Genomic DNA, 12000 nt, shown 5'->3' with positions numbered 1-12000 from the left:
AAACGGCGCTCAATGAGCGCCGTTTTTACATCTTTTCTCAACAGATATCTATAAAATTATAGAGACTCTGTAAATGTACGAGCGATAACGTCACGTTGCTGCTCTGGAGTTAGAGAGTTGAAACGTACAGCGTAGCCAGATACACGGATTGTTAGCTGTGGGTAGTTCTCTGGGTGCTTAACTGCGTCTTCTAGCGTCTCGCGCTTAAGAACGTTAACGTTTAGGTGTTGACCGCCTTCAATGCGAGGTGCAGTTTCGATAGCAACTTCGCGAGACTCGTACTCACCTAGGTCAGCAGCAGGGATTACTTGGTCTGCTTCAAAACCAGTGTTAGCAACAACACAACGAGCTTCGTTCTTCTCGTTGTCTAGTAGCCAGATTGAGTTTAGTAGATCATCGTTAGCTGACTTAGTGATTTGAATACCTTGGATCATGACTTTCTCCTAGTCCATCTTGTGGAAATTTTTGATGTTTGTTTTCAGAATTCTTATTGAGCTACGTATTATATAGCGGATAACCACTATTTTAATATTGATTTAAGTCAAAAAACAACAAAAAACCACAACTTTTTTAAGTTTGTTTTTTTGTTCTAAATCAATAAAACCTCGTATAGTATAGGGTTTCTAAAAGATTTTAAAACATAAAAAATAGTTAAATACTGATTTTGTAGTAAGTTTACTACATTTTGGGGCTGGAATTTTAATCAAAAGGCCGTCAAAAGGCGTGTTATTGAATCGACATGTAATTATAGAGAGATCAAATGTTAGAAGTAAAAAGTATCCAATCTGGTAAGTGGGTTGGTGCTCATGTGTCGGCGGCGGGTGGTGTAGAGAATGCCCCACTGAGAGCGAAAGAGATTGGAGCGAATGCGTTTGCTCTATTTACAAAGAATCAGCGTCAATGGGTAGCGAAACCTCTGACTAAAGATTCAATCAAGGTGTTTAAGCAGCGCTGTGAGTTATTTGGCTTTACTGCCGAGAAAATCCTTCCACACGACTCCTACTTAATCAACCTTGGTCATCCTGAGCCAGAAAAACGAGAGAAATCGCGAGCAGCCTTCATTGATGAGATGGAGCGTTGTAACCAGCTTGGTTTAACTCTGCTTAACTTTCATCCGGGAAGTCACTTGAAGCAAATCAGCGAAGAGGCTTGCCTTGATTTAATTGCAGAGTCGATAAACCTGGCCCATCAGCAGGTACCTAATGTTATCGCTGTGATTGAAAATACAGCGGGCCAAGGCTCGAACCTAGGGTGGGACTTTGCGCATTTGGCCTATATTATTGAGCGTGTTGAAGATAAAGCACGTGTCGGTGTCTGCCTAGATACCTGCCATACTTTTGCTGCGGGTTATGACTTAAGTTCAGACCAAGCCTGTGAAGCGACTTTTGCTGAGTTTGACCGCGTGGTAGGGATGCACTTTCTTAAGGCAATGCACATAAATGATTCAAAAACGCCACTTGGTAGTCGAGTTGACCGACATCATTCATTAGGAGAAGGGCACATTGGTTGGTCTTGTTTTGACTTTATTTCACAAGATCCTCGCTTTGATCATATGCCGTTAATCCTTGAAACTATTGACTCTGAGCGTTGGCCGCAAGAGATTGTTGCGATTCGTGACGGAAGATCAATTTAATATCTTCGTGGTGAGCTAAAGTTGGCACTGTTCTTTCATCTCTTTATGTGCAAATAGAGCTATAACGATCACGAGTGTTATCGTTGTTAAGGAGAAAGTAGTATGACAGCAGCAAGATTTTCCTCACCACGAACCGTCTCTTCAGGACACAAAACCGCCGTTCCAAATCGTCACGTTACTGGACGTGGTCACTACCGAACTCCGCAGCCTTCTAGGCGATAAGCCAGATCCATTGGCTGGCAATCAATACCATCATTCGTCGCTTTCGTCTTTATCTCAGTAGGTAAGGAATGATCTGCCTTTTGCTTCGGGTTACACTTTAGTGAAGTTAACTAAGTAACCTTCAGTTGAGTAAATAAGGCAGACCATGATTACCTGGGAAGACATTTTAGACACAGAAAAACAGCAACCTTACTTTCAACAAGCTCTCGCTTTTGTCGAGGGAGAAAGGAAGTCAGGTAAGGTGGTTTTTCCTCCGCCTTTGGACGTGTTTAGTGCTTTTGATGCGACGCCCTTCTCAGAGATCAAAGTCGTGATTTTGGGACAAGACCCATACCATGGGCCTAACCAAGCACATGGATTGTGTTTCTCTGTTCTTCCGGGTGTCAAAACACCGCCATCACTGGCCAACATGTATAAAGAGCTCGCCAGCGATATCGAAGGTTTTACGATTCCTCAGCATGGCTACTTACAGAGCTGGGCCAAGCAGGGTGTGTTACTACTCAATACGGTGTTAACCGTAGAGCAAGGGAAAGCGCACTCTCACGCTAAGTGTGGCTGGGAAACCTTCACCGATAAAGTGATTGAAACGATCAACCTTCAACAACAAGGCGTTGTGTTCTTGTTGTGGGGGGCACATGCTCAGAAAAAGGGCCGCTTCATCGATACGCAAAAGCATCATGTATTGAGTGCTCCTCACCCCTCTCCACTGTCGGCGCATAGAGGTTTTTTCGGTTGTCAGCACTTCTCTAAAGCGAATGAACTGCTCAGTCAGCAAGGAAAAGCTGAGATAGATTGGCATCTAGGGGAGTTAGCAGATGAGCAGCTAGGCCTAGGCTTCTAAAGTTAGTGGGTATTTGTTCAAATATTGAACGCTGTCAATCAAAAGTTGTCTATCCCCCTATATACTTACTAAAAGTAGGTGTTAAGGAGAGACATCATGATGATTGAACGTATTAGGCGTGAGCATGGCTATATGATCCGACTGTTAGCCATGCTTCGCAGAAAACTCGTTGCCCTTAAGGAAGAGCAATCGGTCAACTATAGCCTTATCCGCGAAATAGTGGATTATCTTGCCAAACACTCCAACTCTGTTCATCACCCAAAAGAAGATATTCTTTACCATTACTATATGGAGCACTACGGTCATGAGCAGGAGATGGAGAACTTAGAGCAAGACCATGTCATGCTGTCTGAAAAATCTCATGCTTTCTTGGACACATTGGAGATGATTTTAGCGGATGCTGTGATACCACAAGATGTGTTTATTGCTCAGCTAGAGGATTTTCTCGATACTCAGCGCAAGCACCTAGAATTTGAAGAGCACTCTATCTTACCTCTTATTGCCAACTCATTTACGTCACAAGACTGGCAAGCGGTTGAAAGCCAATGGGATAGAGAGGAGAGTGACCCTGTATTTGGTGACACCATTGCCGATGAGTATATGCTGTTGGCGGATCGTGTGCGTCGTGGAGAGCGAGAGTGCGTGTAACTTAGCATTGGAATAAGAGTAAAAAGGCACCGGTTTTAGTTAACTAAATCATAGCTAACTAAAACCGGTGCCTTTTTGTATCTTGTTAGTAGTCGAGTTCTTCGATGTCGAATGAGATATCCATATCAATTAACTCTTTCTGTAATCGCTGTCTATCTTTAATAGCCTCGATTTCACGCCACTTTCTTTTCATAGGTTTAGAGCGTGACGCCTTTACTACTGGGATTTCAATATCTAGCTGTTCATCAAATTGCAAGCCTTCCATATGCTACCTCTGACGTTGTTCCTAGCGAATGTTGTTATTACTCGATGATGTCCTAAATAGGGCTTTAAAGGTGTTGTCATCACCCTAGCGACACTAACGATATATCATGAACTTCCCCAAGCTAACTTTGATTTATTTCTCATTTGTTTCCTTGAGATGAAAGTTTTACGACACTTTTGATGAGCATTTCACACATTTTTGTCTTTTCTATGCACTTGAAGTGCAAGGTCTGTGAGTGGAAATGCCGAAATAGCGGGTGTTTTTGTCTGCTTTTTAATCACTTGAACGTTTGCTCGAAAAAAATTTCCATGCCGCTTCCATGTTAAATGCCAGTAGGGATTTTGTGCTTGTGAGCTTGAAGCACGTCTAAATTTTCTTTTCGATGAAATATCGAACTTCAGCGTCTAAGCTTTTTTATGATTTGCGCTCAAAGCCAGAGAGTAACGGGGTTTGCCGCATTGTGTCCTTCTGCATGGAGCTTTTAATTTAGAGTTTGAAATCTAAAACGCGCAAGAGATGAAAAATATAAATATAATTCGTCACCCACATGTTTGCTTGATGTTACTAAAGTGTGCGATTTGGCTTAATGTAAGATCACTTGCATATTGATTTTTGTGGAGGGTAGGCGCATTATCGCGCCGTCAAAAATTCTACAAATATAAACTCATATCGCATCAAAGTGCGCTAATGACAGGGAAATCAGCGTTGATGTAGTGCAATCTTGCATGACAACTCATTGACGTTAACCCCTTATGAGAGGTTACAGTGACAGACATAATCAATTTGATGAACGATCTTCTTTGGGGATCGATTCTCGTTTATCTTCTTGTTGGCGTAGGTATCTACTTTACCGTTCGACTGGGCTTTATCCAGTTCCGCCACTTCCGCCATATGTTCTCCGTTTTACGTAATAGCCGTAAAGCCGACAATGCAGGCATCTCTTCTTTCCAAGCTCTTTGTACTAGCCTTGCTGCTCGCGTCGGCACCGGTAACATGGCAGGCGTAGCCGTTGCGCTTACTGTGGGTGGTCCGGGTGCAATCTTCTGGATGTGGCTGATCGCGATGCTAGGTATGGCAACCTCGTTTGCTGAAAGTACGCTAGCTCAGCTCTACAAGACGAAAGATGACGATGGTAACTACCGTGGTGGTCCAGCTTACTACATGGAGAAAGGCTTGGGCATGCGTTGGATGGGGGTTCTATTCTCTGTCTTCCTAATCATCGCTTTCGGTCTGGTTTTCAACGCAGTTCAAGCTAACTCAATTGCAAGTGCAATGAACACCGCATTTGGTTGGGACCAAATGTATGTGGGTATTGCCGTCGTGGTTCTTTCTGCCGTCGTTATCTTCGGTGGCATCAAGCGAATCGCTCGCACCGCAGAGCTTATCGTTCCAGTAATGGCTCTGGCTTACCTTCTTCTTGCTCTGTTCATCATGCTGACAAACCTGGAAAAACTGCCAGATGTATTGATGCTTATCTTTAAGAGTGCATTTGGTCTGACAGAAGCAGCAGCGGGCGGTCTGGGCTACGCCATTGCACAGGCAATGATTAACGGTATCAAACGTGGTCTATTCTCAAACGAGGCGGGTATGGGTTCTGCGCCAAACGCAGCAGCATCAGCAACACCTTATCCACCGCACCCAGCGTCACAAGGTTATGTACAGATGCTTGGCGTTTTCGTAGACACAGTTGTCATCTGTTCAGCTACGGTTGCTATCATTTTGATGTCAGGTGAGTATCTAGGTACAGAGACAGCAGTAACAGGTATTGAGTTGACCCAACGCGCGTTAAGTGCACAAGTGGGTGAATGGGGCTCTATCTTTGTTGCGGTTGCTATCTTCTTCTTCGCATTTACGTCGATCATTGCAAACTACTCGTACGCGGAGACAAACCTAATCTTCCTTGAGCACAATCATAAAGCGGGTCTTGGTCTGTTCCGTATTGTTGTACTAGGCATGGTTATGTTCGGTGCTCTAGCATCACTACCCGTGGTTTGGGCGCTAGCGGACGTATCAATGGGTCTGATGGCGATTGTTAACTTGGTGGCGATTCTATTGCTGTCAGGCATCGTGGTTAAGCTTGCGAAAGACTACAACAAGCAGCTTTCTGAAGGCAAAGTGCCTACCTTTGATGCTAACGAGTACCCAGAGCTGCGCTCTCAGCTTGAAGACGGTATTTGGGACAACACGAAAGAAAAACAAAATGCTTAATCGTTAAAACCGATTAACACGATTGAAAAAGCCATGCAGACACAGCATGGCTTTTTTTATATTCTAAGTAACAATAAAAAAGATCATAAAGGAAGTTTCGTCATGCTCATCGTTGTTTCTCCAGCTAAAACCTTAGATTACGAGTCACCACTCGCGACTCAGCGCTTTACGCAGCCTGAGTTGATAGAACATTCTGCGCAGCTAATTGAAGAGTGTCGCAAACTGACTCCGAGTGATGTGTCGGCACTGATGAAGGTTAGCGATAAAATTGCGGGTCTGAATGTGGCTCGCTTTGAGCAGTGGAGTGAGACATTCACTCAAGACAATGCGCGTCAAGCGATCCTGGCTTTTAAAGGCGATGTCTACACAGGATTAGAGGCGGAGAGTCTTGACGAGGCGGGCTTTGATTACGCGCAAAAGCATCTGCGTATGTTGTCTGGGCTCTATGGCTTACTCAAGCCGCTTGATTTGATGCAGCCATACCGCCTAGAGATGGGAACCAAGCTTGTCAATGCCCGCGGAACGAACCTGTATCAGTTCTGGGGAGAAATCATTACAGATAAGCTTAATCAAGCTATCGTAGAGCAGGGGGATAATGTATTGATCAATCTTGCATCGAATGAGTATTTTAAGGCTGTGAAGCCGAAAAAGCTGGATGCAACCGTGATTACACCGGTATTCAAGGACTGCAAAAATGGTCAATATAAGGTGATCAGCTTCTACGCCAAAAAAGCACGCGGCATGATGGCGCGCTATATTATTGACAATAAAGTTGATTCGATAGAGGAACTAACCAAGTTTGATGTCGCAGGCTATTACTTCAGTGAGGAAGAGAGCAGCGATAAAGAGTTAGTGTTTAAACGCGAAGAGCAGTAAGACACGATAAGGCTCTAGGCTGATTGATACATAGGCGGGGTAATTATGTGGCATTGGTTGAAAAAATGGATAGCGAAATATGATCGCTGGTGCGAGTCATTAGGATTAACACCAGAAAACAAGCGTAGTTGTGTCCCCCACAAAAAAGACCCCGCGCATGACGACTGAGATTGCGCTATTTGATAGTCATTGCCACTTTGACTTTGACGTTTTTGCTGGTGACTTTGATGCCCATCTAACTCAGGCTCGGCAGGCGGGTGTAAAACGAATGCTTATTCCCGCGATTGGCAAAAGTAATTGGTCTCGCTTGGAGAGCCTTTCAAGGCGTTACAACGAAATCGACTGGGCGCTTGGCTGCCACCCATATTTTTTGTCGGAATGCTCGATTGAGCAAGTCGATCACATTGTGACTCACTTCCATACCACACACACCAAACCGATTGCCATTGGCGAGTGCGGACTCGACAAAATGGTCGAAGTAGATTTCGCTTTGCAACGCCAAGTCCTGCAATCTCATCTTACAGCGGCGAACGAGTTACAACTTCCCGTCGTGTTGCATAGTCGAAAAGCGCACAACGATTTATTGCATATTTTGAAGCAGCAACCAGCCCAATTCGGAGGCATTCTGCATGGCTTCTCAGGCAGCTTCCAACAGGCAATGCAATTTGTTGAAAAAGGGTTACTCATTGGTGTCGGTGGCATCATTACCTATCCAAGGGCAAATAAAACACGCAATGCAATCAGTGAGTTACCACTAGAGTGCATTGCGCTCGAAACGGACGCTCCAGACATGCCGATTAACCATTTTCAGGGCCAACCCAACCACCCCAAACGTTTACCTGTGATCCTCAGCACACTTTCAGAGCTTAAGCAAATTGAAAAGCAAACGATTGCGCAAAAGATCTGGCAAAACACCACTTCTCTGTTTTAAAAATGTGAAATTTCTCTAAACTTTCTGTATCGATAGAACGGTCATTTAAACGTTTGCGTGATCTTGATCACAATATTGAGTGAGCGTGTCATGAATCTTCTCAGAAAGTGTGAGGGTGGCATTACTTTCTGCCATCAGGGATGAGTATAATTGCCCCGCTTTTGAGCTTCATTATCTAATACGCCTAATAAATAACCTATAAGGAAATCATAAACTATGAGCCTGTTTATGAGCCTGGTTGGTATGGCAGTGCTGCTTGGCATCGCGCTACTACTGTCTGACAACCGCAAAGCTATTAATCTACGAACTGTTGGTGGCGCTTTCGCTATCCAATTCCTAATCGGTGGTTTCGTTCTTTACGTACCTTGGGGTCGTGACCTACTTGCTGGTTTCTCAGCAGGTGTACAGAACGTAATTGACTACGGTAAAGACGGTACAGGTTTCCTATTCGGTAGCCTAGTTAACTTCTCTGTTGACGGTATCGGTTTCATCTTTGCTTTCCAAGTACTACCAACACTAATCTTCTTCTCTGCACTTATTTCTGTACTTTACTACGTAGGTATCATGCAGTGGGTCATCAAAGTTCTTGGTGGTGGTCTACAAAAAGCACTAGGTACTTCTCGTGCGGAATCTATGTCTGCAGCAGCAAACATTTTCGTTGGTCAAACTGAAGCACCTCTTGTTGTACGTCCATTCGTACCGCGCATGACTCAATCTGAGCTATTCGCTGTAATGTGTGGTGGTCTTGCTTCTGTTGCTGGTGGTGTACTAGCTGGTTACGCTTCTATGGGTGTACCTCTAGAGTACCTAGTTGCAGCATCATTCATGGCAGCACCTGGTGGTCTACTATTTGCTAAGATCATCAAGCCAGAAACTGACACTCCAAACGACGAGCTAGGCGATGACATCGACGGCGGAGAAGACAAGCCTGCTAACGTTATCGATGCAGCAGCTGGCGGTGCATCTGTTGGTCTACAACTTGCTCTAAACGTGGGTGCAATGCTACTAGCGTTTATTGGTCTAATCGCTCTAGTTAACGGCATCCTTGGTGGCGTTGGTGGTTGGTTCGGTATGGAGAACCTAACTCTAGAACTACTTCTAGGTTGGATCTTCTCTCCACTAGCATTCCTAATCGGTGTACCATGGGACGAAGCAGTTCTTGCTGGTTCATTCATCGGTCAGAAACTGGTTGTTAACGAATTCGTTGCTTACCTAAACTTCGTACCATACGTGGGTGAAGGCGCTCAAATCGTTGAAGCGACTGGTCAAGTAATGTCAGAGAAGACAGCGGCTATTATTGCATTTGCTCTGTGTGGTTTTGCGAACCTTTCTTCTATCGCAATCCTACTAGGTGGCCTAGGTGGTCTAGCACCAAGCCGTCGCGCTGACATCGCTCGTATGGGTGTTAAAGCGGTTGCTGCGGGTACGCTATCGAACCTAATGGCAGCAACAATTGCTGGCTTCTTCCTATCTTTCTAATCAAGTAGAGATAGAGTATATAGACGCCATTTAAATATCGCCCCGTAGCATTCACGTGCTGCGGGGCTTTTTTGTTTATGGGGTCTACCAATGCAATTCAGCACTTTCCCGCTGCTCGAATTGGATGATTTTCAGTTGAACGTTTGCGTGATAAAGCCTTACTGGAAAAGGCTTCATCGCATATTGTTTAAGTGATATTTTTTGAGATACAAACCGTTTGCTTTTTTCGTGAAGCTACAGTCAGGCAACAAAACTCTATACTCTATGGGTATAGAAACAGACAGGTGATACACATGAACGAAATTATCCTTGCTACCGTTGCTGGATTTGTTGTCGGAGTACTCTTTACTGCGATTAAACTACCCATTCCCGCTCCACCAGTACTTTCTGGTGTTATGGGTATTGTTGGGGTTTATCTTGGCGGTATTTCATACCAGTGGATCGTGGAACGATTCTTTGGCTAAACAGACACCACAATCATAGATTGTAGTGCCACACAGAAAGCAAACATGCCCTGTGCGGTGAAAAGGAAATCAATTGGCATTGAACGCAGACACTCAATGCTAAGTCTTCAAGGAACCAAGTCCGTTCATCATTATCAATAGTCCTCACTATACTAGATAGGCACTGTTGAACTAATTTTGAATATTGATCGGAGATAGAAATGAGCGATTTAAACACAGCAGCACTACGTGCATTAAAACTAATGGACCTAACAACGCTGAATGATGACGATACGGATGCGAAAGTAATTCAACTGTGTCACGACGCAAAAACAGCGGTCGGTAACACTGCTGCCATCTGTATTTACCCACGCTTTATTCCTATTGCGAAGAAAACACTACGTGAACAAGGCACGCCAGAAGTGCGTATCGCGACAGTGACTAACTTCCCACACGGTAACGATGATATCGCTATTGCTGTTGCGGAAACAAAAGCAGCGGTTGCATATGGTGCTGATGAAGTCGACGTGGTATTCCCATACCGTGCGTTGATTGCTGGTGATGACAAAGTAGGCTTCGAGTTAGTCAAGCAATGTAAAGCAGCTTGTGGTGACGTTCTGCTGAAAGTGATCATCGAAACCGGTGAGCTGAAAGAAGAAGCGTTGATCAAGAAAGCGTCTCAAATCTGTATCGAAGCGGGCGCAGATTTCATCAAAACATCAACGGGTAAAGTGCCAGTAAACGCAACGCCAGAATATGCACGCATGATGCTTGAAGTGATTCGCGATATGAAAGTCGCGGACTCTGTTGGTTTTAAACCAGCGGGTGGTGTGCGCACTGCGGAAGATGCTGCTCAATACCTTGCGATGGCCGATGACATTCTTGGTGACAACTGGGTAGATGCTCGTCACTACCGTTTTGGTGCGTCGAGCCTTCTGACAAACCTTCTAAATACATTGAACGTAACAGACGAAACGGCTGATCCTTCAGCGTACTAAAACCAATAACGTTTGTTCTGATGAGGGGAGACATCCCCTCTCTATTTACTCACTGAGTGAATAGAACCTCTTATTCTACGTCCGCGAATAGCGCGGGAGGCACTAATGTATTTACCACAAGAAATCATTCGTAAAAAGCGTGATGGTGAAGTCCTCACCAACGAAGAGATTCAATTCTTCATTCAAGGCGTTGCTGACGACAGCGTGTCAGAGGGGCAAATCGCTGCTTTTGCGATGGCGATCTTTTTCAATGAAATGACGATGCCTGAACGCATCGCACTGACGTGTGCAATGCGTGATTCTGGCATGGTTATCGATTGGTCTCACATGAACTTTGGCGGCCCAATTGTTGATAAACATTCAACAGGTGGTGTAGGGGATGTCACTTCATTGATGCTTGGCCCTATGGTGGCAGCATGCGGTGGTTTCGTCCCAATGATCTCTGGTCGTGGTTTAGGCCACACTGGCGGTACGCTTGATAAGCTAGAGTCTATCCCCGGTTACAATATTACCCCAAGTAATGACGGTTTTGGTTCCGTCACCAAAGAGGCGGGTGTGGCGATTATTGGTCAGACAGGCGATCTGGCACCCGCAGATAAGCGTGTTTACGCCACTCGTGATATCACCGCGACAGTCGATAATATCTCACTGATCACCGCCTCTATTTTGTCAAAGAAACTCGCAGCAGGCCTAGAGTCACTCGTGATGGACGTGAAAGTAGGATCAGGCGCATTCATGCCAACGTATGAAGCTTCTGAAGAGCTTGCTCGTTCTATTGTTGCGGTTGCTAACGGCGCGGGTACCAAGACAACCGCTATCCTAACGGACATGAATCAGGTATTGGCATCATCAGCAGGCAATGCGGTAGAAGTGCGCGAAGCGGTTCAGTTCTTGACGGGGGAATATCGTAACCCTCGCTTGTTTGAGGTGACGATGGCGCTATGTGCTGAAATGTTGGTGCTGGCTAAACTTGCCACCGATAGTGATGACGCGCGTAGCAAGCTTCAAGCCGTGCTCGATAACGGTAAAGCGGCCGAATGTTTCGTTAAGATGGTGTCAGGTCTTGGTGGGCCAGCAGACTTTGTTGAAAACTATGACAATTATCTAGGAAAGGCAGAGATCATCAAACCCGTTTATGCCGAACAGGCAGGTGTTGTCAGTGCAATGGATACTCGTGCAATTGGTATGGCTGTGGTTGGTATGGGCGGTGGACGTCGTGTCGCGACAGACAAAATTGACTATGTCGTTGGTTTTGACCAATTCATTCGCCTAGGTGAAGTCGCTGATGAAACGAAACCGTTGGCGATGATTCATGCTCGCACAGAAGCTCAGTGGCAAGAAGCGGCGCAGGCGCTTAAAGCTGCTATCAAGGTAGGGGGTGACTACCAGCCTACTCCTGACGTTTATCGACAAATTCGTGCCGAAGACGTATAGATTTTGTTGAGTTGGCGCTGCC

13 protein-coding genes are annotated in these 12000 nt (G+C 45.1%); 11 read left to right on the top strand and 2 right to left on the bottom strand.

Annotated elements, in window-relative coordinates; all coding sequences use genetic code 11:
* Positions 1-56: 56 nt before the first annotated feature.
* Positions 57-434 (bottom strand): autonomous glycyl radical cofactor GrcA, encoded by a 378-nt coding sequence (grcA, locus tag GT360_RS11670; protein WP_164649042.1) that lies wholly within the window; start codon positions 432-434, stop codon positions 57-59.
* 326 nt (positions 435-760) lie between these two features.
* On the opposite strand from grcA, the gene nfo reads away from it, so the two are divergent.
* From nfo to GT360_RS11655, 3 genes are all read left to right on the top strand, one after another.
* Positions 761-1633, top strand: a complete 873-nt coding sequence (nfo, locus tag GT360_RS11665) for a deoxyribonuclease IV (protein ID WP_164649041.1) — start codon at positions 761-763, stop codon at positions 1631-1633.
* A 367-nt stretch (positions 1634-2000) separates the two neighbouring features.
* Positions 2001-2696 carry a uracil-DNA glycosylase gene (gene ung, locus GT360_RS11660; protein ID WP_164649040.1) on the top strand — a complete coding sequence of 232 codons (696 nt, stop codon included), beginning with the start codon at positions 2001-2003 and terminating at the stop codon, positions 2694-2696.
* Positions 2697-2792: 96 nt separating this feature from the next.
* Positions 2793-3344 (top strand): hemerythrin domain-containing protein, encoded by a 552-nt coding sequence (locus tag GT360_RS11655; protein WP_164649039.1) that lies wholly within the window; start codon positions 2793-2795, stop codon positions 3342-3344.
* 85 nt (positions 3345-3429) lie between these two features.
* Here GT360_RS11655 and GT360_RS11650 read toward each other — a convergent pair whose 3' ends face one another.
* Positions 3430-3609 (bottom strand): DUF3545 family protein, encoded by a 180-nt coding sequence (locus GT360_RS11650; protein ID WP_164649038.1) that lies wholly within the window; start codon positions 3607-3609, stop codon positions 3430-3432.
* 765 nt (positions 3610-4374) lie between these two features.
* Here GT360_RS11650 and GT360_RS11645 point away from each other — a divergent pair.
* The 8 genes from GT360_RS11645 to deoA all read left to right on the top strand — a co-directional run bounded on the left by GT360_RS11645 (position 4375) and on the right by deoA (position 11978).
* Positions 4375-5817 carry an alanine/glycine:cation symporter family protein gene (locus GT360_RS11645; protein WP_164649037.1) on the top strand — a complete coding sequence of 481 codons (1443 nt, stop codon included), beginning with the start codon at positions 4375-4377 and terminating at the stop codon, positions 5815-5817.
* 102 nt (positions 5818-5919) lie between these two features.
* Positions 5920-6693, top strand: coding sequence for a peroxide stress protein YaaA (yaaA, locus tag GT360_RS11640; protein ID WP_164649036.1), 774 nt, complete (start codon positions 5920-5922; stop codon positions 6691-6693).
* 45 nt (positions 6694-6738) lie between these two features.
* Positions 6739-6861: a DUF5363 family protein gene (locus tag GT360_RS11635; protein ID WP_164649035.1), complete on the top strand. Its 123-nt coding sequence runs from the start codon at positions 6739-6741 to the stop codon at positions 6859-6861.
* Positions 6851-7624, top strand: coding sequence for a TatD family hydrolase (locus GT360_RS11630; protein WP_239502551.1), 774 nt, complete (start codon positions 6851-6853; stop codon positions 7622-7624). The genes GT360_RS11635 and GT360_RS11630 overlap by 11 nt, the downstream gene beginning before the upstream one ends.
* A gap of 216 nt (positions 7625-7840) precedes the next feature.
* The gene (locus tag GT360_RS11625) at positions 7841-9103 is read left to right on the top strand and encodes a NupC/NupG family nucleoside CNT transporter (RefSeq protein ID WP_164649034.1); all 1263 of its coding nucleotides are present in this window, start codon (positions 7841-7843) and stop codon (positions 9101-9103) included.
* Positions 9104-9396: 293 nt separating this feature from the next.
* Entirely contained in the window at positions 9397-9567 is a 171-nt protein-coding gene (locus GT360_RS11620; protein ID WP_164649033.1) for a XapX domain-containing protein, read from the top strand.
* Between the two features lie 200 nt (positions 9568-9767).
* Positions 9768-10544 (top strand): deoxyribose-phosphate aldolase, encoded by a 777-nt coding sequence (deoC, locus tag GT360_RS11615; RefSeq protein WP_164649032.1) that lies wholly within the window; start codon positions 9768-9770, stop codon positions 10542-10544.
* Positions 10545-10649: 105 nt separating this feature from the next.
* Complete coding sequence (gene deoA / locus GT360_RS11610) at positions 10650-11978, top strand: thymidine phosphorylase (protein WP_164649031.1); 1329 nt, start codon at positions 10650-10652, stop codon at positions 11976-11978.
* The last annotated feature ends 22 nt before the right edge of the window (positions 11979-12000 follow it).

The organism is Vibrio astriarenae, from assembly GCF_010587385.1.
Taxonomy (GTDB): Bacteria; Pseudomonadota; Gammaproteobacteria; order Enterobacterales; family Vibrionaceae; genus Vibrio; species Vibrio astriarenae.
The sequence above is the reverse complement of the archived record's forward strand: the minus strand, read 5'-3'. Positions and strand labels throughout refer to the sequence as shown.